This window comes from Streptomyces sp. NPDC101110 (genome assembly GCF_044759525.1).
Lineage (GTDB): Bacteria > Actinomycetota > Actinomycetes > Streptomycetales > Streptomycetaceae > Streptomyces.
In genome coordinates this window covers 373,965-398,922 of record NZ_JBIVZM010000005.1, presented here as the reverse complement: position 1 = coordinate 398,922, position 24,958 = coordinate 373,965, and the positions used below count along the sequence as shown (strand labels likewise).

At 70.3% G+C, this 24,958-nt stretch carries 26 protein-coding genes and 1 tRNA gene; 11 read left to right on the top strand and 16 right to left on the bottom strand.

What is annotated here, in order from left to right; all coding sequences use genetic code 11:
* Positions 1–40: 40 nt before the first annotated feature.
* Together ACIQU3_RS14350 and ACIQU3_RS14345 are read right to left on the bottom strand one after the other, a co-directional pair.
* Positions 41–841 carry a TetR/AcrR family transcriptional regulator gene (locus ACIQU3_RS14350; RefSeq protein WP_403925162.1) on the bottom strand — a complete coding sequence of 267 codons (801 nt, stop codon included), beginning with the start codon at positions 839–841 and terminating at the stop codon, positions 41–43.
* Between the two features lie 444 nt (positions 842–1,285).
* Positions 1,286–2,284 (bottom strand): RNA polymerase sigma factor RpoD/SigA, encoded by a 999-nt coding sequence (locus ACIQU3_RS14345; RefSeq protein ID WP_403925159.1) that lies wholly within the window; start codon positions 2,282–2,284, stop codon positions 1,286–1,288.
* A gap of 194 nt (positions 2,285–2,478) precedes the next feature.
* Between ACIQU3_RS14345 and ACIQU3_RS14340 the strand changes: the two genes are divergently transcribed.
* A complete protein-coding gene (locus ACIQU3_RS14340; protein WP_403925157.1) occupies positions 2,479–2,997 on the top strand; it encodes a GNAT family N-acetyltransferase in 519 nt (172 codons plus the stop codon).
* 37 nt (positions 2,998–3,034) lie between these two features.
* Here the strand turns inward: ACIQU3_RS14340 and ACIQU3_RS14335 are convergent, their stop codons facing one another.
* Positions 3,035–3,820, bottom strand: coding sequence for a dioxygenase (locus ACIQU3_RS14335; RefSeq protein ID WP_403925154.1), 786 nt, complete (start codon positions 3,818–3,820; stop codon positions 3,035–3,037).
* 90 nt (positions 3,821–3,910) lie between these two features.
* On the opposite strand from ACIQU3_RS14335, the gene ACIQU3_RS14330 reads away from it, so the two are divergent.
* Positions 3,911–4,444: a MarR family winged helix-turn-helix transcriptional regulator gene (locus tag ACIQU3_RS14330; protein ID WP_403732764.1), complete on the top strand. Its 534-nt coding sequence runs from the start codon at positions 3,911–3,913 to the stop codon at positions 4,442–4,444.
* Between the two features lie 97 nt (positions 4,445–4,541).
* On the opposite strand, the gene ACIQU3_RS14325 is transcribed toward ACIQU3_RS14330, so the two are convergent.
* Positions 4,542–6,083: an MFS transporter gene (locus ACIQU3_RS14325; RefSeq protein ID WP_403732762.1), complete on the bottom strand. Its 1,542-nt coding sequence runs from the start codon at positions 6,081–6,083 to the stop codon at positions 4,542–4,544.
* A 195-nt stretch (positions 6,084–6,278) separates the two neighbouring features.
* On the bottom strand, positions 6,279–6,923 hold the full coding sequence (locus ACIQU3_RS14320) for a TetR/AcrR family transcriptional regulator (RefSeq protein ID WP_403732759.1): 645 nt from the start codon (positions 6,921–6,923) through the stop codon (positions 6,279–6,281).
* 321 nt (positions 6,924–7,244) lie between these two features.
* On the opposite strand from ACIQU3_RS14320, the gene ACIQU3_RS14315 reads away from it, so the two are divergent.
* The 3 genes from ACIQU3_RS14315 to ACIQU3_RS14305 all read left to right on the top strand — a co-directional run bounded on the left by ACIQU3_RS14315 (position 7,245) and on the right by ACIQU3_RS14305 (position 10,863).
* Positions 7,245–8,588 (top strand): M6 family metalloprotease domain-containing protein, encoded by a 1,344-nt coding sequence (locus tag ACIQU3_RS14315; protein ID WP_403925349.1) that lies wholly within the window; start codon positions 7,245–7,247, stop codon positions 8,586–8,588.
* A gap of 282 nt (positions 8,589–8,870) precedes the next feature.
* Positions 8,871–10,604, top strand: coding sequence for an IclR family transcriptional regulator C-terminal domain-containing protein (locus ACIQU3_RS14310; RefSeq protein ID WP_403925347.1), 1,734 nt, complete (start codon positions 8,871–8,873; stop codon positions 10,602–10,604).
* Positions 10,605–10,790: 186 nt separating this feature from the next.
* A tRNA-Arg gene (locus ACIQU3_RS14305) sits at positions 10,791–10,863 on the top strand.
* Between the two features lie 96 nt (positions 10,864–10,959).
* On the opposite strand, the gene ACIQU3_RS14300 is transcribed toward ACIQU3_RS14305, so the two are convergent.
* Complete coding sequence (locus ACIQU3_RS14300) at positions 10,960–12,159, bottom strand: tyrosine-type recombinase/integrase (protein WP_403925151.1); 1,200 nt, start codon at positions 12,157–12,159, stop codon at positions 10,960–10,962.
* A complete protein-coding gene (locus ACIQU3_RS14295; RefSeq protein WP_403925148.1) occupies positions 12,140–12,760 on the bottom strand; it encodes a helix-turn-helix domain-containing protein in 621 nt (206 codons plus the stop codon). The genes ACIQU3_RS14300 and ACIQU3_RS14295 overlap by 20 nt, the downstream gene beginning before the upstream one ends.
* Before the next feature lie 125 nt (positions 12,761–12,885).
* On the opposite strand from ACIQU3_RS14295, the gene ACIQU3_RS14290 reads away from it, so the two are divergent.
* From ACIQU3_RS14290 to ACIQU3_RS14265, 6 genes are all read left to right on the top strand, one after another.
* The gene (locus ACIQU3_RS14290) at positions 12,886–13,119 is read left to right on the top strand and encodes a DNA-binding protein (protein WP_403925145.1); all 234 of its coding nucleotides are present in this window, start codon (positions 12,886–12,888) and stop codon (positions 13,117–13,119) included.
* A gap of 295 nt (positions 13,120–13,414) precedes the next feature.
* Positions 13,415–14,314 carry a bifunctional DNA primase/polymerase gene (locus ACIQU3_RS14285; RefSeq protein ID WP_403925142.1) on the top strand — a complete coding sequence of 300 codons (900 nt, stop codon included), beginning with the start codon at positions 13,415–13,417 and terminating at the stop codon, positions 14,312–14,314.
* Positions 14,314–15,912 carry a phage/plasmid primase, P4 family gene (locus ACIQU3_RS14280; protein ID WP_403925140.1) on the top strand — a complete coding sequence of 533 codons (1,599 nt, stop codon included), beginning with the start codon at positions 14,314–14,316 and terminating at the stop codon, positions 15,910–15,912. The genes ACIQU3_RS14285 and ACIQU3_RS14280 overlap by 1 nt, the downstream gene beginning before the upstream one ends.
* A gap of 172 nt (positions 15,913–16,084) precedes the next feature.
* On the top strand, positions 16,085–16,690 hold the full coding sequence (locus ACIQU3_RS14275; protein WP_403925138.1) for a hypothetical protein: 606 nt from the start codon (positions 16,085–16,087) through the stop codon (positions 16,688–16,690).
* 595 nt (positions 16,691–17,285) lie between these two features.
* On the top strand, positions 17,286–17,672 hold the full coding sequence (locus ACIQU3_RS14270) for a hypothetical protein (RefSeq protein WP_403925136.1): 387 nt from the start codon (positions 17,286–17,288) through the stop codon (positions 17,670–17,672).
* Complete coding sequence (locus ACIQU3_RS14265; protein WP_403925344.1) at positions 17,653–19,302, top strand: terminase; 1,650 nt, start codon at positions 17,653–17,655, stop codon at positions 19,300–19,302. The genes ACIQU3_RS14270 and ACIQU3_RS14265 overlap by 20 nt, the downstream gene beginning before the upstream one ends.
* Before the next feature lie 132 nt (positions 19,303–19,434).
* Here ACIQU3_RS14265 and ACIQU3_RS14260 read toward each other — a convergent pair whose 3' ends face one another.
* From ACIQU3_RS14260 to ACIQU3_RS14220, 9 genes are all read right to left on the bottom strand, one after another.
* Entirely contained in the window at positions 19,435–21,639 is a 2,205-nt protein-coding gene (locus ACIQU3_RS14260; RefSeq protein ID WP_403925133.1) for an FtsK/SpoIIIE domain-containing protein, read from the bottom strand.
* 88 nt (positions 21,640–21,727) lie between these two features.
* Positions 21,728–21,904, bottom strand: coding sequence for a DUF6257 family protein (locus tag ACIQU3_RS14255; RefSeq protein WP_403925130.1), 177 nt, complete (start codon positions 21,902–21,904; stop codon positions 21,728–21,730).
* 2 nt (positions 21,905–21,906) lie between these two features.
* Positions 21,907–22,230 (bottom strand): hypothetical protein, encoded by a 324-nt coding sequence (locus ACIQU3_RS14250; protein ID WP_403925128.1) that lies wholly within the window; start codon positions 22,228–22,230, stop codon positions 21,907–21,909.
* Positions 22,227–23,162 (bottom strand): hypothetical protein, encoded by a 936-nt coding sequence (locus tag ACIQU3_RS14245; RefSeq protein WP_403925125.1) that lies wholly within the window; start codon positions 23,160–23,162, stop codon positions 22,227–22,229. The genes ACIQU3_RS14250 and ACIQU3_RS14245 overlap by 4 nt, the downstream gene beginning before the upstream one ends.
* Before the next feature lie 193 nt (positions 23,163–23,355).
* Positions 23,356–23,574, bottom strand: coding sequence for a hypothetical protein (locus tag ACIQU3_RS14240; RefSeq protein WP_403925122.1), 219 nt, complete (start codon positions 23,572–23,574; stop codon positions 23,356–23,358).
* On the bottom strand, positions 23,571–23,945 hold the full coding sequence (locus ACIQU3_RS14235; RefSeq protein ID WP_403925120.1) for a DUF6907 domain-containing protein: 375 nt from the start codon (positions 23,943–23,945) through the stop codon (positions 23,571–23,573). The genes ACIQU3_RS14240 and ACIQU3_RS14235 overlap by 4 nt, the downstream gene beginning before the upstream one ends.
* Positions 23,942–24,154: a hypothetical protein gene (locus tag ACIQU3_RS14230; RefSeq protein ID WP_403925117.1), complete on the bottom strand. Its 213-nt coding sequence runs from the start codon at positions 24,152–24,154 to the stop codon at positions 23,942–23,944. The genes ACIQU3_RS14235 and ACIQU3_RS14230 overlap by 4 nt, the downstream gene beginning before the upstream one ends.
* 2 nt (positions 24,155–24,156) lie before the next feature.
* Positions 24,157–24,306, bottom strand: coding sequence for a hypothetical protein (locus ACIQU3_RS14225; protein WP_403925115.1), 150 nt, complete (start codon positions 24,304–24,306; stop codon positions 24,157–24,159).
* Positions 24,306–24,785 (bottom strand): DUF6907 domain-containing protein, encoded by a 480-nt coding sequence (locus ACIQU3_RS14220; RefSeq protein WP_403925112.1) that lies wholly within the window; start codon positions 24,783–24,785, stop codon positions 24,306–24,308. The genes ACIQU3_RS14225 and ACIQU3_RS14220 overlap by 1 nt, the downstream gene beginning before the upstream one ends.
* Positions 24,786–24,958 lie beyond the last annotated feature (173 nt).

Sequence of the window (24,958 nt, the reverse complement as noted above, 5' to 3'; positions counted from 1 at the left end):
CTCAGCGCCGTCACGTCACCGCGCCCCCAGCGCCGAGGCGTCACCTTCCCCAGGGGAAGTCCCGCAGGGCCGCGAGATTGCGCAGGGCGAGTTCCACCGGGCCGTCGGGCCCCTCGACAGGCCCGTCCCCCGCCGCCCAGGCCTCCAGGGCGGCCCGTACGGCGGCACTGGCCACGGCGGCGGCGAAGCGCAGCTCGGGGGTGAGCGCGAGCGGCTCACCGGCCACGGCAACGTTGTCGCCACCGCCCAGAGGCCCGGCGACCGCCCCGGCCGCAGCCCCGGCAACCGCCCCGGTCGCCGCCTCTGCCGCCGCTCCTGCAACCGTCCCGCTCACCGCCCCTGCCGCCGCCCCGGTCAACCCCGGCGCACCGGCACGTGTCACCCGTTCCGCCAGCACCTCCCCCAGGCGCCGCTCGGACGCCTGGCACACCTCCGCCCACACCCGGTGCAGGGACGGGGTCGCCTCGGCCAGGCGCAGGAGCGTGCGGACCCACTCCCAGGAGGACGCCGAGACGGCGACGCCCGGGGTGAGGGTGTGCCGCACCCCTTCCTCCAGTGCCCGCAGCACACCGGCGTCGGGGGGAGCGGTGCGCACCGCCTCCACCCAGCGCTCGGCACCGGTCGCGTAGAGCGGGGCGACGGCCTCCTCCTTGGTGGCGAAGTACCGGTAGAAGGTGCGCGGGGCGATACCGGCGGCCTGGGCGATGTCCTCCGCGCGGGTGGCGCGCAGACCGTGCCGTACGAAGAGACCGGCTGCCGCCCGGGCGATCTCCCTACGTGTTTCTGCCTTCCGCCGCTCGGTCAGCGAGGACGGAGGCGGGGGCGGGGTGGTGCTGCTCACGCCCGGCAGGCTATGCCCATGTGACACAATCTGCCATCTGGCGGGCCACCCCGTGGTTCAGGTACGGGGTGGCCCGCCCTCCAGACGGACGAGAACCGGGCCCCGGCGTCCGGGGGGGGAGGGACGCCGAAGCCCGGTCTCGGGGAAAGTCCCGGCGCCGGGGGGAGTGCGACGGGACGTGGCTTGTCGGGGGACCCAGGGGGTGTGGTCCCGGATCCGAACTGGTGGACCCAGAAGTCTTGTTCCCTGAGTCCGCGGATTGAAGCGGCGTTACATCGCCATGTTTGCGCGGTCTTTCGCCACCCGGCGTACGCGGTGTCCACCGGGCGCACACAGCCCGTCGCCCACTGGCCGTGGGGACGCGTCGTGCACCGGGACGCTCACCGGGTTCACCGACGCCCGCCGGCACCGGGTTCACCGGCGCCGGGGGCGCGGGGTCGAGGGTTACGCCGCCGCGTCGAAGCCGGTGCTGCGGGCCAGCTTCTTCAGCTCCAGCAGCGCGTGCTTCTCGATCTGCCGGATGCGTTCGCGGGTCAGGCCGTGCTCCTTGCCGACCTCGGTCAGCGTGCGCTCCCGGCCGTCCTCGATGCCGTAGCGCATCTTGATGATCGACGCCGTGCGCTGGTCGAGCCGGCCGATCAGGTCGTCCAGCTCCTCGCTGCGCAGCAGCGTGAGCACCGACTGCTCGGGCGACACCGCCGACGTGTCCTCCAGGAGGTCACCGAACTGGGTCTCGCCCTCGTCGTCCACCGACATGTTCAGCGAGACCGGGTCGCGGGCCCAGTCCAAGACGTCGGTGACGCGCTCGGGCGTCGAGCCGAGCTCGGCGGCGATCTCGGTGGGCTCCGGGTCCCGGCCGTGCTCGCGGTTGAACTCGCGCTGCACACGGCGGATCCGGCCGAGCTCCTCCACGAGGTGGACGGGCAGGCGGATCGTGCGGGACTGGTCGGCTATGGACCGGGTGATGGCCTGGCGGATCCACCACGTGGCGTACGTGGAGAACTTGAAGCCCTTGCGGTAGTCGAACTTCTCGACCGCGCGCACCAGGCCGGCGTTGCCCTCCTGGATCAGGTCCAGCAGCGGCAGGCCGCTGCGGGGGTAGCGGCGGGCGACGGCGACGACCAGACGGAGGTTGGAGCGGATGAAGACGTCCTTCGCGCGCTCGCTCTCCTCGACCAGGGCCCGCAGCTCCTCGGGCGAGGCCCCGGCCTTGTTCTCCTCCAGGCCGTCGAGGATCTGCTGGGCGAACACACCCGCTTCGATGATCTGCGACAGCTCGACCTCCTTGGCGGCGTCGAGCAGCGGCGTACGCGCGATCTCGTCGAGGTACATGCCGACCAGGTCGCGGTCGGCGATCTCGCCGCCATGGGCGCGAACACTGCTTGCCGCGTCGACCGTCTCGCCGGTGGCGGACTGACGACGGGCGACGGCACGGGTTGCCATGCGAGCTCCCTTGCGATGGTGAGGTCAGCGGGTGGTCCTTCGGACGCTGGACTCCGTCTTCCGGGACTCTCCGGACTCTCCTCGGGTGCCCTGCATCCGATGGAAACAACGACTGGAATCAGGACAGAATTCCCAACCAGGCCCCCGATTTTTCTGATCATGCAGTATCCTGCCCGGCCACATGAGGAGGCCCGATGCCGTCACAGTCCACAGAGGTGCAGGTCAGGCCGGGGGTCGAGGATGACCTCGAGGCCCTCACGGCCCTCTACAACCACTATGTGGGTGAGACGGCGATCACATTCGATACCGCGATCTTCACTCCGGAGGAGCGCCGCCCTTGGCTGCTCTCCCACCCTGAAGACGGGCCGCACCGTCTGATGGTTGCCACGGAGCAGGAGACACAGCAGATCCTGGGCTACTCCACTTCCAGCCCTTTCCGTGTGAAGCCCGCTTATGCAACCTCTGTGGAAACGACCGTGTACGTCGCCCCGGGCGCCGGCGGACGAGGCGTCGGCTCGCTCCTCTACACGGCCCTCTTCGAGGCCCTGTCCGGTGAGGATCTGCACCGCGCCTACGCGGGCATCGCACTGCCGAACGAGGCGTCGGCCCGGCTGCACGAGCGCTTCGGATTCCGGCACGTGGGCACGTACCGGGAGGTCGGCCGCAAGTTCGGGCGGTACTGGGACGTGGCCTGGTACGAGAAGCCGCTGTAGGAGCGGCCCCCCGCGGGCGCGAGCGCCCGGGCCCGCCTCAGCCGAACTGGACCGACCGCTTCGCCAGCCCCATCCAGAACCCGTCGATCACGGAATTCTGCGCGTCCAGCTCACCGGTGGCGTCGGCCGCCCCCATGGTCACGAACAGCGGGGCGAAGTGCTCGGTGCGCGGGTGGGCGAGCTGCCCCGCGGGCGACTTGCGGGTGAAGTCCAGCAGCGCGTCCACGTCACGTGCCTCCAGCGCCCGCCGGCCCCAGTCGTCGAACTCGGCCGACCAGGCGGGGATGCCGCCCTGCCGGAGCGCGGCCAGGTTGTGGGTGAAGAAGCCGGAGCCGACGATGAGCACGCCCTCGTCCCGCAGGGGCGCGAGCCTGCGGCCGATCTCCATGAGCCGGACCGGGTCGAGCGTCGGCATGGACACCTGGAGAACAGGGAGGTCGGCCTCCGGATACATCTCGACCAGCGGGACGTACGCGCCGTGGTCGAGGCCGCGGTCGGGGACGTCCTGGACTGGGATGCCGGGGGCGCGCAGCAGTTTGCGTACGGACTCCGCGAGCTCCGGTGCGCCGGGGGCGGCGTACTTCACCCGGTAGTAGTGCTCCGGGAAGCCCCAGAAGTCGTAGACGAGCGGGACGGTCTCGGTCGCACCGAGGGCGAGCGGGGCCTCCTCCCAGTGGGCGGAGACGATCAGGACGGCCTTGGGTCGCGGCAGACCGGCGGACCAAGCGGCCAGCTCACCGGGCCAGACCGGGTCGTCGGCCAGGGGCGGCGCTCCGTGGCTGAGGTACAGAGCGGGCATGCGCTCCCGGGTGGCGGCGGACATGCTGCGGCTCCTTCCGAAACGTGGTTCCCTGACAAAACTGTACGGGCCATTTGTTTAAAGTTCAAGGAGGGGCCACGTAGAGTGGAACACATGAAGGCACCCGCATCCGCACCGACAACCGGCTCACCCGCCCGCCCCCAGGAGCCGCGCTGGCTCACCGACGAGGAGCAGCGCGTCTGGCGCTGGTTCATGGAGGGCGCCACCCTCCTCGACGACCATCTCGACCGTCAGCTCCAGCGCGACGCGGGCATGCCGCACGTCTATTACGGCCTTCTGGTCAAGCTCGCCGAAGCGCCGCGGCGCAGGCTGCGCATGACCGAGCTGGCGATGCTGGCGAAGATCACCCGCTCCCGTCTCTCGCACGCCATCGCGCGCCTGGAGAAGAACGGCTGGGTACGCCGGGAGGACTGCCCCGACGACAAGCGGGGCCAGTTCGCCGTCCTCACGGACGAGGGCCTGCACGTGCTGCGGCAGACGGCGCCCGGACACGTGGAGGCCGTACGGCAGGCCGTCTTCGACCGGCTGTCGGCGGAACAGCAGAAGTCCCTCGGCGAGATCATGCGGATCATCGCCGAGGGACTTCAGCCGGCCGAAGCGGGTGCGGACCTGCCCTGGCTCCGCTGAGTCGAAGCGGGGCCAGGGCAGGTCCTGGATTCCGTAGGTGCGGGGCGTCCCCTTCCTCGTGCCTACGGATGGCCCGAAGGGGTGCGGTGCACGGCCGTCAGTGGGCGACGACCGGGATCTGCGCCTCGTCCACCGCGTCCTCGCCGGAGGACGCCACCGCCGTACCGCCCGGGCGGCCGGCGTTGACGAACGTCAGGGCGATCGCGGCGGCCACCACGAGGATGCCGACGGCGAACCAGATGGCGCTGGTGTAGCCCTCCACCATGGCCTCCAGCTGGACCAGCTGCTGCTGGGACCGGCTGGTCGCCCCGGCGATGTGGTCGGCGACGTAGGCCGTGGTCGCGGAGGCGGCGATGGTGTTCAGCAGGGCCGTGCCGATCGCGCCGCCCACCTGCTGCGAGGTGTTGACCATCGCGGAGGCGACACCGGCGTCCCGCGGCTCGACGCCCTGGGTGGCCATCGACATGGCCGGCATGAACGCCGTACCCATGCCGAGACCGAGCAGCAGCATCGCGGGCAGCAGCAGAGCGGCGTACGAGGAGCCGATCTCCAGCTGGGTCAGCAGCAGCATGCCGAGCGCGGCGACCAGGAAGCCCGGGCCCATCAGCAGGCGCGGCGCGACCCGGGTCATCAGGCGGGTGCCGATCTGCGTGGAGCCCGTGATCATGCCCGCGATCATCGGCAGGAAGGCGAACCCGGTCTTGACCGGCGAGTAGCCCTTCACGATCTGCAGGTAGTAGGTCAGGAAGAGGAACAGGCCGAACATCGCGATGATCGCGAGACCGAGGGAGAGGTAGATCCCGCCCCGGTTGCGCTCGGTGACCACGCGCAGCGGCAGCAGCGGCGCCTTGACCTTCGACTCGACGACCACGAAGGACAGCAGCAGCACGGCCGAGGCGATGAACATGCCGATGGTGAGGGAGTCGTCCCAGCCGTTCGACTCGGCGCGCGTGAAGCCGTAGACCAGGGCGACCAGGCCCAGGGTGGACAGGATCACGCCGGGGATGTCGAGCGGGGAGCGGTTGCGGCCGCCCTCCGGCTCACGGATGACGAAGTAGGCGCCGGCCGCGGCGACGATGGCGAACGGGATGTTCACGAAGAATGTCCAGCGCCAGTCCAGGTACTCGGTGAGGAAGCCGCCCAGGATCAGGCCGACGGCGCCGCCGCCACCGGCGATCGCGCCGTAGATGCCGAACGCCTTGGCGCGCTCCTTGGCGTCGGTGAACATCACCGCGAGCAGGGAGAGCGCGGCGGGCGCGAGCAGCGCTCCGAAGGCTCCCTGGAGGGCGCGGGCGCCGAACATCATCGCCTCGTTGGTGGCCGCACCGCCGAGCGCGGAGGCCGCGGCGAAACCGCCGAGCCCGAGGACGAACGCCCGCTTGCGGCCCCACAGGTCGGCTATCCGGCCGCCGAACAGGAGCAGACCGCCGAAGGCGAGCGCGTAGGCGGTGACGACCCACTGCCGGTTGCCGTCGGAGATGCCGAGGTCCTGCTGGGCGGAGGGCAGGGCGATGTTCACGATGGTGGCGTCCAGGACGACCATCAGCTGGGCCAGGGCGATGAAGACGAGCGCTTTCCAGCGGTTGGCGTCCGGTTCTCTGACCGGTGTGCCGAGAGTCTTCGAGGCTGTTTCAGACATGGGGATACCCACTTCGGGACTTCGTGACTTCGTGACGGAAGAAGATGACGAAAGGTGAAAGGTGACGGCTCGTCCACGGGGACGGCCGCAGGGACTGTGGTGCTGGGGCTGTCGTTCAGGGTTCAGACGGGTGGGGCGGTCTGAACTCATCGGGCCGGGGCGACCGGACGGATCCGATCGGCCGGGACGGGTCGGTCAGGGCCGGCGCAGATCCTCCAGGGTCACGGCCGTACCCGGCAGGACGGAGCGGGCGGGAGCCCGCAGCCCGTCCAGGAACAGCTGAAGGTGGCGGTGGACGAAGCGGTCGGCCAGGACGCAGTCCGTGCCGGCCGGGGGCCGGCTGAGCTGGGCCACGGCGATCATGACGTCCCCCACGTCCACGTCGGACCGGAGCTGTCCGGCCGACCTGGCGCGGTCCATGACCTCCGCGATGAGCCGCTCGACTCGTTCACGAGCGGCCTCCAGATCCGGGTGGTGCTGGTCGAACGTGCTGGAGACCATCGGGCACAGCGCGCTGATCCGCTCGTCGGCGGCGGCGTGCACGAAGCGCTCCAGCGCCTCGAACGCGTCGCCGGTCTCCGTGAGCGCGGCCTCGGCGGCCGCGGCCGTGCGGTCCATGACCGAGCAGACGACCTCGCGGACGAGCGCGTCGCGGTCCGGGAAGTTGCGGTACACCGTGGCATTGCCGACGCCGGCCCGGCGGGCGATCTCGTCGAGCGGCACCTCGGGGCCGTGCTCGACGAACATCTCCCGGGCGGCGGTGACGATCCGCTCCCGGTTGCGCAGGGCGTCGGCGCGGGGCCGGGGCACCTTGCGCGCTTCGGGGCTGGCGGTCTGCACGGCGTACTCCTGGTGGTGGAAAGTGGCTGGTGCTCCGATCCGGGGAGCGGTTCCCCGTTTCGGTCGGACACATGGCTAAACGGGGAGTGGGTCCCCGGTATTTCCCGCTCCCGAGGAAATTCTTTGTGACCTGACTCACAAGCAGCTTCGGGTCTGGCCCGCGAGCCGACCGCGCACCACCCCGCCCGCTACTGACGGGAAACCCACGATCGGTCTCCTCCAGCGCGCGTCCCCCCTGTCCGGCGACGCAGGGTGATCGGAAGGGTGCAGCCGGAGACGGGAGGCTGCCGTGGCGCGGGAGGTCCCTTGCAGGTCCCTTGCATACAGCCGCAGCCCCGTCGCCCCCGCCCGGACGGCACGGGGCCGCCCCGCGGCCGGATATCCGGACGGCGCCTGACCGCTCTGGCCTGTGTGACCGCCCTGACCTTCACGGTCAGCACCTCGGCCGGCACAGGCGGGCTCACGCCGGGCACCAGTACCGCGGGAGCAGGCCCGATCGTCCTCTCCCACACCCCCGCGCACGGCCCTTGCATGATCCGCGGCGCACGCGGGGTCCAGATGTCCGAGGGCATCCCGACCCCCACCGGCTACTCCCGCTCCACCGGCACCGTCCGCGCCCTCACCCTGATGATCGACTTCTCGGACGCCCCCGGTGAGGGCGACGCCCGGGACCGTTTCCGCGAGTTCTTCCCGCAGACCCGCAAGTGGTTCCGCACCAGCTCCTACGGCCGCCTCGACTACCGCCCCGAAACCCCCATCCGTGGCTGGCTGCGGATGCCGAAGTCCTTCCGGGAGTACGGCATAGAGCGCGGGGCGCCGTTCGAGCCCGGCTACCGCACCCTGGTCCAGGACCTCGTCGCCGCGGCCGACCCGGAGGTGGACTTCCGCGCGTACGACCTGCTGAACGTGCTGGTGAGCCCCAACGCCGGCCCCTCCGCCCTGGACACGGTCCTGTCCGTCACCTTCGCCGGCAACCCGGACGCCCCGCTCGCCGACGGCGTACCCGTGGCCAACGCCTCGTTCGTCTACTCCCGCCAGGACGACGGCTCCGGCTCCTACGACCGCACCGGCTACCGCGTCCTCCCCCACGAGAACGGCCATGTCTTCGGCCTGCCCGACCTGTACACCGCGGAGGGCGGGGGCGCGGTCGGCCACTGGGACATCATGAGCGAGGACTGGGGCGCCAACAACGACTTCCTCGGCTGGCACAAGTGGAAGCTGGGCTGGCTCGACGCCGCCCAGGTCCACTGCGCGTCGTCCCCCGGCACCACGGAGTACACCCTGACGCCCCTGGCGGAAGCCGGTGGTCCCAAGCTCGTCTTCGTCCCCCTGGACGGCGGGACCGGCTACGCCGTCGAACTGCGCACCCGCGCCGGCAACGACGAGGCGGTGTGCCGCCCGGGCGTCCTGATCTACAAGGTCGACGCGGCGGTTGACACGGGCATGGGCCCGGTCACCGTCACCGACTCCCGCCGCAACAGCGGCGGCTGCACCCGCGCACCGAACGTCCACGCGGAACTGTCCGACGCGCCTTTCACCCCCGGGGAGACGTTCCGCGACGCGGGCCGGGGGGTCACGATCGAGGTGGTGGGCGTGGGGGCGGGGGTCGGGGTGGCTGGGGCGGGCGTGGAAGGGGGGTACCGGGTGCGGGTCACACGGGACTAGGACCAAGCGCCGCCCTGGCCTCCGGGCCACCCGGTGTGCGGCGTCCCATCCACCTGGCCACCCGGCCACCCGGCCACTTTGCATCCGGCCTCCTATCCACCTGGCCACCCGGTTATCTGTCCACCTGGCACCGATCTCGGATCTCTCGGTTGACTCGGTTGACTCGGTTGACTCGGATTACGGTGGGCCTGCCGCGACCGTCGCGAGCGCCGTACCGGAGAGCCGATGCCAGCGAAGCCCATGCCCGAGCCCCAGGAGGGCGCCGCCTCGCCGGCCGACGAGATGGGGCAGAGGGACGTCCCAAGGCACGTCCCGGAGCACGTCCTGAAGGACGTCCCGAAGGACGTCCCGAAGGACGTCCCCGCGGAGGCGGTCACCCCTCTCATCCGCGGCATCGCGGTACTGCGGGAACTCACGGAGGCGAACGGCGCACTGAGCCTGAGCGGCCTGGAACGGGCCACCGGCCTCGCCCGCTCCACCGTCGACCGCATCACCGCCACCCTCGCCCGCATGGGCTACGTCCGCTTCGACGGCCGGGACGTCCACCTGTCCCCCCGCCTGATGGAACTGGGCAACGCCTACCTGTCCGCCCTGCGCCTGCCCGCCCTGCTCGCACCGCACGCGGACGCGCTCGCCGATGAACTGGACGAGTCGGTCTCGCTCGCGGTCGCGGACCTCGACGGCATCCGCTTCATCCACCAGGCGACCCGCCGCCGCGCGATGTCCCTCAGCTTCCGCATCGGCGACCTGCTCCCCGCCGAACGCACCGCACCCGGCCCGCTGTTCGCGACGGAGTGGACGGACACGGACTGGCAGCGCTGGCGGCAGCGCAGGGCGGCGGACCCGAGGGACCTGTTCTTCACGGCCGTACCGCCACGCACGTACGGGGCGGACGAGCGGGACGCCGAGACGTTCGTACGCCGCGCGCACGAGGCCTCGGCGAACGGCTGGTCCCTGGACGACCAGCTGATCGAGCCGGGTCTGGTGGCGGTCTCGGTACCGGTCCGGGCCCCTGGCACGGACGGCGCGGACGGCAGGGACGGCAGGATCGCGTGCGTGGCGAGCGTGGTCAGCCACACGAGCCGCCACAGCGCGCGGCACCTGCGCACGACGCTGCTCCCGCGGCTGCGGTCCGCGGTGCGGGCCATGGAACGCGAACTCCGGGCCGCCCCGCCCCCCGAGCCCGGCCCGCCCCCTTCGGACCTGGCGCGCTGGACGGGCACGTCCAAGCAGCAACTGGGCCGCGAGTTCGTGGAGTCCCTGGCGCGTGGCCTGACGGTCGTCACGGCGTTCGGCGAGGACAGGCCGGAGCAGACCCTCACGGAGGTGGCCCGGGCGACGGGCCTGGCCAGGGCGACGGCCCGGCGCGCTCTGATCACCTACGAGCACCTGGGCCTGGTGGCCGCGACGGGCCGCACCTTCGCCCTGACCCCCCGGATCCTCTCCCTCGGCTTCCCATCCCTGTCCCGTACGACCCTCCCCGAGATCGCCCAGCCCCACCTGGCCGACCTGACGTCCCGCATCCACGAATCGACGTCACTGGCCGTGCTGTCGGAGTCGGGCGAGGAGATCCAGTACACGGCCCGGGTGGCGACGGCCCGGGTGATGAGCGTGAACATCACGGTGGGCACGCGGCTGCCGGCGTATGCGACGGCACTCGGCAGGGTCCTGCTGGCGGACGCGCCCACGCCGCTGCCGGGGCCTGAGAACCTGCGTGCTCTGACCCCCCACACGATCACGGACGAGCAGCGGTTGGAGCGGACCCTGGCCACGGTCCGCTCGCAGGGCTACGCCTTGGTGGACGAGGAGTTGGAAGAGGGACTCCGCTCCCTGGCGGTCCCGATCCGCGACCGGTCGGGCCGGGTGGTGGCCGCCCTGAACACGGCGATGCACGTGAGCCGCCGCACGCCGGCGGAGTGCGTGACGGACCTCCTCCCGGAACTGACGACGACAGCCACCCGCATCCAAACAGACCTCCACACAGCGTCCCGCTTCACCCGGGTCCCGACGACCTGACCCACCCGCCCTCTCCCCGACGCCCACCGGAAAGGGCCTCTCGGACTCCGCCCCCTCCCGTCCCACACACCCACCCACCCCGCATCCCTGACCTGACCCCCACACCCGCCCGACCCACATCCGGTACGCTGACGCCTGTGGTCCTCCCAGACCACGGGCACGTCGCTGCTTGCGTCCACTGCCACTGCCTTCGTAGCTCAGGGGATAGAGCACCGCTCTCCTAAAGCGGGTGTCGCAGGTTCGAATCCTGCCGGGGGCACAGCACAGTCCGTGCAGGTCACGGGCCAGATCACGAGACTGGCCCCCAGGATGATCCTGGGGGCCAGTACACATTTCGTACATGATCCACAAGTCGTCAGAGTTGCATGATTGACGCTCTCAGCCTTGTCAGTGCGGCAGAGCGACCGGCGTCCAGCGCGTCGGCGACCTCGTCCAGACGGTCCGGGAACAGGTGCCCGTACACGTCGAGCGTCATCGCCGCCGACTTGTGCCCGAGCATGGTCTGCACGACCTTCACGTCTGCTCCCGCGCTGATGGCGAGCGACGCGGCCGTGTGCCGCAGCTTGTGCGGGGTGAGGTCGAGGTCGTCCAGGCCGGCCGCCTTCACAGCCTTGTCCCAGTCGCGGCGTCTGAAGTTCGGGTACCGCATCGGCCCGCCCTCCGGTGCCGTGAACACGAGTCCGTCCCGCGGCTTGCCTGCGACCAGGGGCCGCAGCTCCTCGGCGAACGACCGCGGGAGCGGCACGGACCGCTTCTCGTGGTTCTTCACCGGGCCTAGCTCGAGGTGTCCGTCGATGTCGGAGTACGCCTGCAGGATGCGGATGCGCCTGTCTGCCAGCTGCACGCGGCCCGCCTTGATGGCGATGGCCTCACCCCACCGGATGCCGGTATAGCCGAGCGTCCTCACGAACGTCTGGTAGCGGCCTGCCTGCTCGGCGAGCGCTTCCAGCTGGTCGTGGGTCAGGTAAACGTGGTCGTCCTGGTCATCGTTGCGCGGCAGGTCATGTTCGTGGCACGGACTGGCCGCGATCCGGTGCGTCTTCACCGCGTGCTTCATCACGCTGCTGAGCACGTAGTACGTCTTCCTGACGCGGTCCGGCCCCAGCTTCGCGCCCCGTTTGCCCGGCGCCTCGCACAACTCGGTAACCCACTCGTTGACGTCCGCCCACTGCACCGCGCGCACCTGCCAGTCACCCCACTTCGGGATCACGTACAGGTCGAGCAGCTCCCGATAGTCGTCCTTCGTCCGGCGGCCCTGCTTCCGAAGCGAGCCGTGCCACTCGTCGGCGACCAGACGCACTGCCGCTTTTCCCGACTGAGGGTCACGGTATGAGCCCTTGCTCAGCTTCGCTGTGAGGGCGTGCACCTCTGCTTCGGCCTGCGGCAGCCTCGCGAAGGTCTTCGCCTTGCCCTTGCCGTCTGGGGCGTACCACCGCACCCGCCACCGGCCCGGAGGCTGCCGCTTGCTGCCGGCCTTCTTCGCCGCCTGCCACTTCTCCACAGATTCCCGGTAGTCCGCGTGGGTCTCGCGGTCCTCAATCCACACGCGGGCCATCGCCGCCCCCTTCCATCGACGGGCCGAACATGAGCCTCAGCAAGTCGTCCGGGTCGAGTTCCTTGCCGGTCTGCTCGCGGTACCGGTCCTTCAGGCCCTGCATCGCAGCTTGCGCCTCGGCCGTGGGCTGCGCCTTTACCGTGCTGCGCATCTTCACGGCGTAACCGACATGATCCTGCAGCCACTGCGGCATGCCGTACAGGCGGTGTTCTGCCAGCTGCGTCCGCTCGTGCTCGGGCGTGGTCCGCAGCGGCAGCCGGCCGATGCCCCACTCCCACGCCCTAAGCGCGTCGACCGTCCCCCCACCCGTGATCTCTACAGAGGTCTCGGCCGTGGGGGTGAGAGGCAGCAGTAGTGAGACGGGCGAGACTCCGAAGATCGCGGCGAACGCGACTAGGTCGTCAGCCGTCACGACCCTGTCCCCCTTCTCCATGCGAGTGATGCCGGAGGGGGAGACGGGGCGCCCCTTGCGTTCCATCTCTGCAGCTAGCTGGCGCGTGCTGTACCCGCGCACCTTGCGAAGTCGGGCCAGGTTGTCGGCCACGGTCATTCCGGTGGGACCTACCTCGACTGCACGCCGGCCGTACTGCTGATCGCTCATGTCGGCAAGCCTATGCGGCAGCAAGCCTCTTGCGTATCGACTGTTTTGGGCTACCATCGCGTTCATGTGCATCACCATAGATGCGCTCGCGTCTAACGTGCAACGGTATGAGCTAAGGAGACGCAATGCCGAACACCGGGAAGCCCGTGGACGACCTCCTGCCCCCGGCTCAGGTGTGCGAGCAGTACCCGGTCTTCAGCACAACGCAGGCTCTCGCCGACCTGCGTTGGCGCGGGCAAGGCCCCGAGTACATCAAGACCGCCGAGGGGCGCGCCGGCCGCGTCTTCTACAGGCGATCTGCCATCGAGCGGTGGCTGGACGAGCACACCGTGCGGACTGGAGGTCAGCGCGCAGCATGACCACGAACGCAGAAACGCCCCGGGGGCTGACCGGGGCGTTTCAGGAAGACTCCGCGGCGGGCGGTAAGTCCGCTGTCACCGTACCGCAGGGCGACCCGCAGCGTGTAGCGGGCCGGCTCGACACGTACCGGTCCCGGTCCCGGAAGTGGCACCGGCAGGTCAAGGTCGAGAAGTGCCCTGGCTGTGGGCACCCCCACCTTCACCGAGCACCCCTCCCCCTCGTCCGCTCCGTCCTCAAGACCGCGCCCTGCGGAGCCGTCTACGTCGTGCAGCTGCGCGTCCCGGCGGTGACGACATGAGCGCATGGACCCGAGCACGCGAGCAGGCCCGCCAGGCTGCCTGGCGGTCCGGCTACGACAACGCCCAGCGGGCCGCAGCGCAGGGCCTGGCCGTGTTCCCCACCCGGAACAAGCTCCCGGCGATCCGGTCGCCCCACGACCGGGGGCACAACTGCAAGGGACAGTGCGGGCAGCCCGGACACGGCGTGTACGACGCCACCACCGACGCGGCCAATGTCCGTCGTCTGTTCCTGCTGGCCCCGCACGCGGACGGCTACGGCATCGCCTGCAGCGGGCGCATGATCGGCCTGGACCTCGACAGGAAGAACGGAGTCGACGGGGTTGCCACGCTCAACCGACTCGCCCGTGAGCACGGGTTCGACGTCCCACAGACCGTGACGATCTGCACCCCGTCCGGTGGCTTCCATCTGTGGCTGACGGTTCCGGAGGGCGTGACCGTGCCGAACTCGGTCGGCCGTCTCGGTCCCGGCATCGACGTCCGCGGGACGGGCGGTTACGTCGTCGGCCCCGGCTCGACCGGCCGGAACGGGGAGTACACCTTTCACCCCAAGCTGGGGTACGTCGACCCTCAGCCGGTACCTGAGGCGCTGCTGCGCCTGATGCTGCCTCCGCCCCCCGTCGTCCGCCCCCAGCGTCGCGTGATCCCCACGTCCGGCGATGCCGCGGGGCGGGCCCTCGAGGGCCTGGTGCGGGTCGTCCTCGACGCCCCCGCCAACACGCGTAACAGCCGCTTGTACTGGGCCGCCTGCAAGGGGTGGGCGCACGTGGCAGACGGACATCTCGCGGCCGGCGACGTCGAGTCTGAGCTGATCTCGGCGGCTACCCGCGTCGGTCTCAGTGAGGCCGAAGCGCGGCGCACGGTCGCCTCCGCCAACCGCACCGTAGGGGCGACCTGATGAACGACGAACTTGAGTACCCGCCCCCGACCAACCCGATGGCCGTGGCGCGGCAGCTGGCCCCGGCCTGGCGGGACGAGCACGGGCTTCTGACCCGCCGCTACTGGCGTGGCACGTGGATGCGCTGGGAGGGCTCGTACTGGCGTGAGATGGACGACCAGGAGGTGAGGGCCAGCCTCTACAAGAAGTTGGAGCACGCCGAGTACGTCGCTGGCCTCGACAAGCACGGCCAGCCGCTCATCAAGCCGTGGTCCCCTACGAAGCGGAAGATCTCCGATCTGATGGAGGCGATCTCAGCTGTCACCCATCTCCGGCCGTCCGTCGACGCCCCCGAATGGATCTCCCGAGACGGGTTGAGTCGGGACTCTGGCAATTCCAATACGCACGGAGATGACAGCCCGATCGTGGCGTGCACGAACGGACTCCTGCGGGTCCATGACCGCGAACTGCTACCGCTCACCCCAGGGTTCTTCAACCTCGTGTCCGTGCCGTTCGACTACGTGCCGGAGGCGACAGCACCCACCTGGGAGAAGTTCCTCGCCGGTATCTGGCCCGACAGTCCCGAGTCCATCGCGGCCCTGCAGGAGTGGTTCGGCTACGTCCTGTCCGGCCGCACCGACCAGCAGAAGATCCTGCTCGTCGTCGGCCCCACCCGGTCCGGCAAGGGCACCATCGCCCGCATCCTGACCAACCTGGTCGGCAAAGGGAACATGGCAGGCCCCACCCTCGCCGGCCTGGCCACCAACTTCGGTCTGTCGCCTCTGCTGGGGAAGTCCCTCGCCGTCATCTCCGACGCCCGGCTTGCGGGCAAGGACGGGCACCAGGTCGTCGAGCGGCTGCTCACCATCTCCGGTGAGGACACCATCGACGTTGACCGGAAGTTCCGCGACCCGTGGACGGGCAAGATGCCCACCCGGCTGATGATCCTGTCCAACGAGCTGCCGAACTTCGGCGACGCCTCCGGGGTCATCGCTCGTCGCTTCATCGTCCTGAACATGACCGTGAGCTGGCTCGGCAAGGAAGACACCGACCTCACCGACAAGCTGGCCGGGGAGATGCCCGGCATCCTCAACTGGGCACTCGACGGGCTCGCCCGCCTGGAGAAGAACGGCCACATCACGGAGCCGCCCGGATCCGCGGACGCCGTGACGACGATGCAGGACACCGCGTCGCCGACGTCCGCGTTCGTCCGGGAGTGCTGCGACAAGGGGCCCACCTGTGAGGTCACCGTCGACGAACTCTGGGACGCCTGGAAGGACTGGGCCGACGACCAGGGGGTGCGGCACGGGACGAAGGCCATGTTCGGCCGCAACCTTCAGTCAGTCGTTCCCCAGGTGAAGCGGACCCGCCCCCGGGACGAGACCGGCAAGCAGATTCCGACCTACTCCGGACTCACGCTGAAAAGTACAGCCCGCAATGGCGTGAGTCCCGACTCAACCCGTCTCAGCGACTCAGAGACGGGCGTGAGACGGGCTGAGACGGGACTCAGCCCATTGTGGCCCCAGCATTCGCAAGCCTCCGTCTGCACCGGATGCAAGGAACCGTTCGAGCCCTACGCACCCGACCAGACCGCCCATCCCGGATGTGAAGCCGCGTGACCCGGGTCCGCTACCGCTGTGCCGTCTGCGACCGGCCGTTGAAGGCCGGCCGCGGGCGGCCCTGCAGCCGAGACTGCGGCGCCCGCCTATGCCGCGCCGCCCACATCCCCCGGTGCTCCGACGTCCACGGCGGGCAATGCCCGCACCTCGAACTCCCCGAAGGGAACTGACCATGACCAAGGCAACCCCCGACAGCATCCGTGCCGAGCGCGACCGTGCCCTCGCCCGCATCCGCAGCCGGCGCGACCTCACCCAGCAGGCCCGGCAGGTGTCCATCGCCCGCGCCCACCAGGACGCCGAACGGAAGATGGCCGCCCTGCTCGAAGAGAACAAGGCCAGCTACCAGCGGCAGCGCGACTTCCTCGAGCGGAAGCTGTTCGGCGGCGACGACTCCACCGGCGCAGGCGCCATGAGCGCAAGGGACGCGAGGGAGAAGGCCGCCGCCATCACCGACCCCCGCGAAGCACAGGCCGCATTCCAGCGGGCGCAGCGCGCCGGTGACACCGACATGGTCAAGGCCCTCGCCGCCCACGCCGCCGAACAGGCCGGCGTCACCCTCCTCGGCCAGGCATGGCAGCCCATCGTCGCCGCCTACGCCGAGTCCTCGCCCGGCAAGGCCGACACCTACAAGCAGCTCACCGAACTGCACGAGCCTGACACCGGAAGCGACTGGAGCTACGCGCTCGACACGCCCACCGAACTCGGCAGGCTCAGCGCCGGACAGGTCATGCAGCTGGCAGGCGCCGACCTCGAGGTGCACGGCAACGACGCAGCCTGACCCATGAGACCCGACGTCAACGGCACCGTGCAGCTGCCATCTTCACGGCTGACATGGACCGATGGTGAGCGAGCAGTCCATTCCTCCAGGGGCGACTGCAAGCGACTCACCAGCGTCGCGCGGTCCGGTCGGTCCTACCTCGGGGCCGAGGCCGCCAGCCGGCCGGACCGCACCCCTACCCCCACCCCCCACCGGGGGGCAGGGGCAAGGGCAGAGACAAGACAAAGATCAAAAGACAAAAGATCAAAACGAAGTTCGAAAGATCAATCAACGAAACGAATTGATCAAAGGAACTCGAAAGCAACATCAACAACAGCATCAAGGCGAGCGAGACGACACCGAGCACGGACGCCGACACCGCACCCCGGAGACGCGATCAAGCAGCCGATCAAGGCGCTACGCGATCAAGCCTCTGACCTGGGGAAATGCCCCTGACCTGCGGTTATGCGGATCGGGACCGTATTGACGCCCTGTCTGGGCCCGCCTCTGGGCCTTTGGATCATGAACTAGGGAGGTGGCCATGGCAGGCCGCGGAGTACCGCCGAAGGACCCCCGGCGCCGTGCCGGGCACCGTAAGGATCAGCACGCTCAGACCGTGCTCCGCCATGAAAAGGCGGAGCCGCCGGACCTCCCGCGGCTCCCGCGGGATGCCGAGTGGCCTCAGCCCACCCTCGACTGGTGGGAGATGTGGAAGGCGTCCCCTCAGGCTGAGCACTTCTCGTCGTCGGACTGGTCGTTCCTGGTCGACACGGCCCTGATTCACGCCCGCCTGTGGGCCGGTGAGATGTCGGCCGGCCCCGAGTTGCGGCTGAGGGTGGCGAAGTTCGGCGCCACCCCGGAGGACCGAGCCAGGTTGCGCATGCAGTTCGCGCAGGCCGACGAGGCCGACAGCAAGCGGCCCACCGGGGCGTCGTCCTCGGAGCGCTTCGCGGACCTGAAGGTGATCGAGGGGGGTGGCACGGATGCCGTGGCGGGGGCCTAGGTACCCGGGGGAGCTGCCGACGCTCGGGCACTACGTCATCGACTGGATGCGCGAGTTCCTGGCGACACCGGACCGTGCCGACTACGAGCCGTTCCAGGTGACCCGCGAGCAGGCGCATTTCGTCCTGCAGCTGTACGCCATCGACCCGCGGACCGGGCAGCGCCGGTACCGCCGTGCCTGCCTGTCTCGCCCGAAGGGGTGGGGGAAGTCTCCATTTCTGGCCGCACTCACCTGTGCGGAGGCTCTGGCCGATGTGGTCCCGGACGGGTACGACGCCAACGGCGAACCGGTGGGCCGGCCGTGGGCCGATGTACGTACTCCTTGGCTGCAACTTGCAGCCGTGTCCGAGGATCAGACCAGGAACGCTTGGGCGCCCCTGCTGGAGATGCTCCGCGAGGGTCCGGTGCTGGACGCGTACCGGGGCGTCGAGCCGCTGGACACGTTCGTGAACCTGCCCTCCGGGCGCATCGAGTTCGTGACGTCGTCGGCACCGTCGAGGGAGGGCAACCGGCCCATCTGGTGTGTGCTCGACCAAACCGAGGAGTGGCGCCCGTCGAACGGCGGTGTGCGCCTGGCGGCGACGCTGCGCCGGAACCTGGGCAAGACCGGGGGGACGTCGGTGGAGTCGCCGAACGCCTACGTGCCCGGTGAGGGTTCCGTCGCGGAGGACACCGCGGAGTACTGGAAGCGGATACGGGAAGGTCGGGCGAAAGATGAGGGTCTGCTGTACGACCACCGGGAGGCGCCGGCCGAGACGGACATGGGCGACCGCGAGTCTCTGCTGAGCGGTCTTGCGCACGCCTACGGGGACTCGGCTGATGTGAACGGCGGTTGGGTGCGGCTGGAGCGGATCGCCGCCGAGGTGTGGGACCCGGCGACGCACCCGCAGGACGCGCGCCGCTTCTACCTGGGGCAGGTTACGCACGCCGCGGACGGGTGGATCTCTCAGCCGGAGTGGTCGGCGGTCACGGCCGCGGACAAGGTCGTCGGCCCGAACGAGCCGATCGTGCTCGGGTTCGACGGGTCCCGGCGCCGCTCCCACGCCGTGACGGACGCGACGGCCCTGGTGGGCTGCCGTGTCTCGGACGGGCACGTGTTCCTGCTGGGCTGCTGGGAGCAGCCGGACGGCCCGGAGGGGATGAACTGGCAGGTGCCCACGGTCGAGGTGCTGGCCGCGGTGGAGGACGCGTTCCGCTCGTACAAGGTGGTCGGTATGTACGCGGACCCTGCCAAGTGGGAGTCTCACGTCGCCAGCTGGGAGGCGAAGTATGGGCGCCGGCTGAAGGTGAAGGCGACCATGCAGCACCCCATCGAGTGGTGGATGACGGGTGGCCGATCGAATCTGATCGTGCGGGCGCTGGAGGCGTTCCGCTCGTCGGTTGCCGACTCGGAGATGACGCACGACGGGTCGAGCGTCCTGGCCCGCCACATCCTCAACGCCCGGCGCCGCTCGTCCCGGTCCGGTATCCAGATCATGAAGGAGCATCCGGAGTCGCCCCGCAAGATTGACGCGGCCGTGGCCGCGGTCCTCGCCTGGCAGTGCCGCGTCGACGCCATGGCTAAGGGACTCGGCAAGGACAAGAGCAGCCGCGGGACGCCCGGCAAAGGCCGCGTCATCGTTCTGCGGTGACGCCCCCAGAAACGCGAAAAGGCCCCCGTCCGTGGGTTCGGACGGGGGCCTTCTGTGCCCCTCTACGGGCACTACTTCGCAGGTGGGAGCCCTCTACCGGGCCCGCTACCGGGGTAGCGGGCCCCCTCTACATCAGGCGCCTTCGGTGATCTCGCCGGAAGGGCTGTTCGTAGCGGGGTCCGTAGTGGGGGCGGCCTCTACCCGCCGTGCGGCCAGCAGCAGTTCGGCAGGCACGGCGGCCTCGAGGTCGGAGCGCCGGTAGCCGGCGAGGTTCTTCCCGCCCACCTTCACCTGCTTCGTGGTGCGGTCGACGCCAGCGGCCTCGAGCTCGGCGGCCAGGCGCTCGGCGTCCCAGTCGCCGTAACGGTCTTCGTCGACGTTCACGAGCCGGTCGAGCAGGTCGACGGTGTGCATGCGGTCGGCGTGCCGCATGACGTCGAGGCAGTCGGACAGGACGGGGGCGATGGTGACGCCGGCCTGGTCGGCTGCCGCGGTGACGTCCCCGACTGCGTCGCCGGTCAGCTGGTTGTGCTTGACGCGCAGGGTACGGCCGCGCTGGCACAGCTCGGCGAATCCGGGCCCGTCGAGGAAGTCGGCCCGCACCGTGACGAACGAGGCCGGGCCTGTGACCAGCACGCCCGTGCCCTTGTGCTCCTCGGACAGGACCGACGCGTCCGCGCCCTGGGCGGCCTTGCCCTTGCCGAGCACCATGTCGCTGGACGTCTGGTCGACGACCTGCGTCGAGTACCGAAGGGTGATGATCTCCCGCAACTTCGTCGGCACGCTGTCGGCGTCGGGCCGCTGGGAGGCGAAGTTGGAGATGAACCCGGCTGCCGGGCCGCGCCGTGCGATGCGGCACAGGTCGTTGATGACCTGGTCGCGGTCGTCCTTCTCCATCGCCGTGAAGTACTCCTGCAGCTCGTCGATCGTCACGAAGATGACCGGCACGTTGTACTTCTCGACGATCGTCGGCGTCAGCTTGCCCTCGGGGCACACCGATACCGGGAGGCCGCGCAGCAGGACGAAGCGGCGCTCCATCTCCGCCAGCAGCTCCTTCAGCATGGCCTTCAGCGCCTCGACGGCGTCGTCCTCGGCGCCCATCACGAGCCGGTGCGCGACGGCCTTCATCGGCATCCAGTCGGCGCCGCCCTTGCCGTCGGCGACGTAGTGCCTGACGAAAGGGTCGAGCAGGCCGGCCGCGGTCATGAGGCGCTGCGTGAACGTCTTGCCGCGGCGGGGGAGGCCGCCGAAGAACAGCGACTGCCACATGACGGGCACGGTGATGCGGTTGCCGCGGGCGTCCTGCCCGAACGGGATCGGGTCCCACACGGAGAACGTCTCGGCCTTGACCAGCGGCGACGGGTTCGGCGTGCCGAGGTAGGGGTCGTCGTCGGCAACCCACATCGACACCCGTCCGGCGTTGCCGCCGGCCGCCGCGCGGACGCGGGAGGCGATGACCTGGATCTCGTCGACGCCGAGCTCGGCGGCGATCGCCGTGCGCTTCGCCAGCACGTCAGCAGCGGTCTTCCCGCCGCCCTTGGGCAGGTCGAAGATGACTGCCCAGCCGCGCCCGTCTCGTACCGGGCCCATCACGCAGGTGACCTTGGGTCCGTCGTCGTCGCCCTTGCCCTGCTTGAGCAGGCCCGCGGCCCGGAGCGCGTCGTTGAGCTGCTGGGCGGTCATGTCGACCCGCAGAGGCGGGGTCGGGTTGTCGAGCAGCTGCACGTCGTCCCCGCGGCCCAAGTAGGCCAGCGGCACCATCGTGGCGGCGGCCATCCCGGCCTGCAGCAGCGGCGGGGCCAGGTACCAGCCAACGGCGGCGGCGGTGACGGCGGTTGCGGCGGCACCCCACCTCCAGCGGCGGGTGATGGTTCGCTGGCGGTGCGCGAGGGCGTACCGGGCGGCCGTCTCGACGTCCTCGGGCTTGACCTTGACCTGGGCGCGCAGGGCCTTGACCGGGGCGGTCTGGTCGTGGGCGGTCAGCGTGGGCCACAGGCCGCGCACCGCACGCCACAGGCCCTTTGTGGCCAGCCACGCCATGCGGAACGCGTACTTGGGGATGCGCAGGGAGTGGTAGCGGGTGTGCCACAGGCACAGACGGCCGAGGGCCGCCGTGTTGGCCTTCAGGGAGGCCACGGAGCGGGCCCAGGGCGGGAGGATCGGCACGTCCGGCACGGTCAGCCAGTCGGCAAGGGGGTTGTCCGGGCGGTCGACCGCCTCGACGCCCTGGGCGTCCTCGACAGCGGGCAGTTCCGGCTGCTCGGGTGCGAACTTGAGCAGGCTCACCTGCGGCTTGTCGTGCCCGTTGATTGCGGGTCGGGGCAGGGTGTCCGTCATGATGTGATCTCCGGTTGCTCGTGAGGGCGGCTGGAAGGCCCGGGGCGGCCGGCGAGCCTGGCAGCATGACGGCCGCCCCGGGGTGTAGCTACTTGCCGTGCTTGCGGCGGCGGGCCTGGTCCTCGATCCGCTCGACCTTGCGCTGCAGGTCGCGGATGTCGACGTCCATGCCGGCCACGCCGCGCTTCGCCATCCGGGCCACCAGGCCGGCCAGGCGGGCCTTCTCCCCGAACGTGAAGTCGCTCGGGCTCAGGTCATCGGCCATGGTCACTTTCCCTTCTGGAAGTCGGCCCACATGTCCCGCAGGACCAGGACGACGATGGCGGCGACGCCGCCGAGGATGGCCAGCGCCAGCGACGCGAACGCCAGGCCGACGGATCCGACGCACACCGCGCAGGCGATGCCGATCCACTCGCCCGAGCTCCGTCGCGGCTTGTGGTGGTCGTGCTGGCAGGTCTGCGCCGGCGCCTGTGCCTGCTGCTGGGTGGCCAGCTTCGCCAGCTCCATCGCCATCGCGGCCAGCTGCACGGCGGACGTGTTCGTCTGCGCCTCGATGAGGGCCTTCTCCGCCTTGTCGAGTGCGTCGCTCACGGCGTGCCCCCGCCCTGCCCGGTGAGGGACTTCTCCCGGTCGTACAGGGCGTCGATGGTCTCCCACGACCCGGTCAGGCCACGGGCGTTCATCTCGGCGCGCATGGCCTCCCGGAACTTGCGCTTTGAGGGCGGCGGGTTCGTCGCGTACAGCTGCACGGCGAGCAGCGCCACCGCCTGGTCGTTGGCGGCCTTCGCCTCCTGTGCCGAGGGTGTGCCGCCAGGGGTGCGGATAGTCTCCGCACCCCCCGTGCCAAGTGCGGGAACACCTTCCGGCACACCCCCCGACAGAAGGGCCTCAAGCTCCCTGTCGGAGATCAGGCCGGGCAGCTCCTCGACCGCCTCCGGCAGGGGGTGCCGGTCGATCACTTCGGCGTACTTCTCGTAGGCGTCGTGCGTGACGGTGACCGCCTCCGCCTCCGCCTGGCGGGCGCCCTTCACGATGTCGGCCGCCGCCGTGGTCTCGTCGGCCCGTGCCGCGGCGACGGCCCGGGACACGGCGATACGGTCACGGGTCGCAGCACGGGTCCGGTCGATGGCGGCCTGCGCCCGGGGGCTGATCCGTGTGCGGTCCCGGTCGATCGCCATCACCAAAGTGACCTTCGCCAGGACGGGGATCAGGGCGCCGACCGCGGCGGCCAGGACGTCACCGGCGAGCAGCCCGTGAACGGCCAGCACGGCGACGGTCAGCGGCAGGAACGTCCAGCCGATCGCCTTCGGCAGGCGGGCGCTCGAGCCCTGCCGGCGGTGCGCGGTCTCCTGCGCCAGGGCGTACAGCCAGACGGCGTCATAGAGGACGGCGACGCTGTACGCGAACGCGGGGTGAGCCTGCGCGGTGAGGGTGTCGCCGATCGCGGCCACCGCCCACACGACAGCGACGGCGGTCAGTGCAGCGGGCAGCGCCCACGGCGCCGCCTTCTTGAGAGTGCTCATTCTCCGAACTCCTTCGGTGCCGCGACGCGAGCGACGCGATGTGCGGCCAGGCAGACGCCCTCACGGTCACGCCGCTCATTCGCGAGCAGCAACGCAGCCATCAGGGCAGGGACAGACGGGGTCGGCCGGGCCGACCGGCACACCGCACGCAAGGCGGCATGCTCGGTCGGCCGGCGAACGGGCCACTTCGCGGTCACCGGTCGCCCTCAGCGAGCGACTCGGACTCGGCGCACTTGCGGCAGTTGGGCGGGCAGGCGTCCGCTTCCGGGCCGGTGATCCAGCGCACGGCGAGGACCCCGAGTGCGAGGACCGCGAACAGGGCGACGAGCCGCTGGTCGTTGGCCACGAACTGCGCCCACACCTCTGCCGCCAGCAGCGGCAGGACCAGGACGTACATCAGGGCGCGGCTCACCGCTCGCCCCCTTCCAGCAGCTGCAGGCGCTCGATGAACTGGTGGAGGGGGCCGACCGCCAGGGCGACCAGGGCGTCGGTGAACTCGGCCAGCTGGGCGGAGGTGACGTCGTGGTAGTCCTCGGAGAACTCGACCGTGGCCTTGGCGGTGGTGTCCGTGCGGGAGAACGGCCGCTGCACGAGCGTGAGCGTCGTCAGCTTCTGCTCTCCGCAGCAGGGCGTCGGCACCGTCAGCACCACATCCTCCGACCGGTGCTCGATGTCCTCGCGGTACCCCTCGGCCGGGTGGTCCCCGGCGCACCAGAACGGCTCGATCATGTGGACGTCGCCGTGATCCCCGGTGTGCACGGTCACCGTGCGGGGCGTGCTCACTGGCGCTCACCCCGCGCGGCTTCGATCGCGGCGAGCAGGGCGCGCACGCGGCAGTCCAGGGCGAACGCCGCGGACCGCATGTCGTCGTCGGAGTGGATGTTCAGGCCGGCGGTCTCGTCGAGGATCTGCCGGGTGACGGCGATCTCGACGTCGAGGTGCGCGGGCTCCGAGATCGCCCGGGCCGGGTCGTGCAGCGGCGTGTAGCTCACGCTCACCACCCCCGGACGCGCATGGCGCGGCGGCGGGAGCAGGCCTTACGGGGCAGCTTCGGCAGGGCCGGCGTCTCCTCGACCCGGGTCAGGTCCACCGACTCGATGACCAGGTACCTGCTGCGGTCGACGTTCGCGTTGCGGCGCGGCATCAGACGGCCTCCCCACGAACCCGGCTGTCGTCCGGCAGCGTCTCGGCGAGCCGGCGAACGTCCTCGGCGAACGCCGCCATCTGGTCGGCCAGCGCGAGCGCGGCCGTCCGGTCGTAGGTCTCCACCTCGTAGTCGAGGTCGACCGCCAGCTGCGTCTGCGGCTCGTGCGATCCGGGCCACTGCGACAGGTACACCTCGACGGGCACCCGCGGGCCGCTGCTCGGGGTGAAGGACATCGCCCGGCGCTCGCCCTCGTGGTTCACGTCCTCGAGGAACACGCTCTTCTCGGCGACGTGGTCGACGACGCACCACGTGGGGCAGGGGAGGTGGACGATGATGCCCTCGTCGGTCGACCGGCCGATACGGGCCGGGACGAGCCGGTAACCCGGCTTCAGGGCGCCGGGAACGGTCTTAGCCGTCGGCTGAGAAGGGATGCCGGCGAGAGCGGCAACGTGCTGGCTGATGGCAGACTGAGCCATAGCGGTCTCCTGTTGCGTCAGGTGATCCGTCAGGCCCCTTCACGGTGTTGACGCACCGGGTTGGGGCCGCTTCGTTTTCGAAGCGATGACATCACCTTAGACCCGGGTGCGTCTAACGTGCAACACCCTCGGCAAGGGTTCCCGTACACATGCCGTACACATCAGAATCCGAC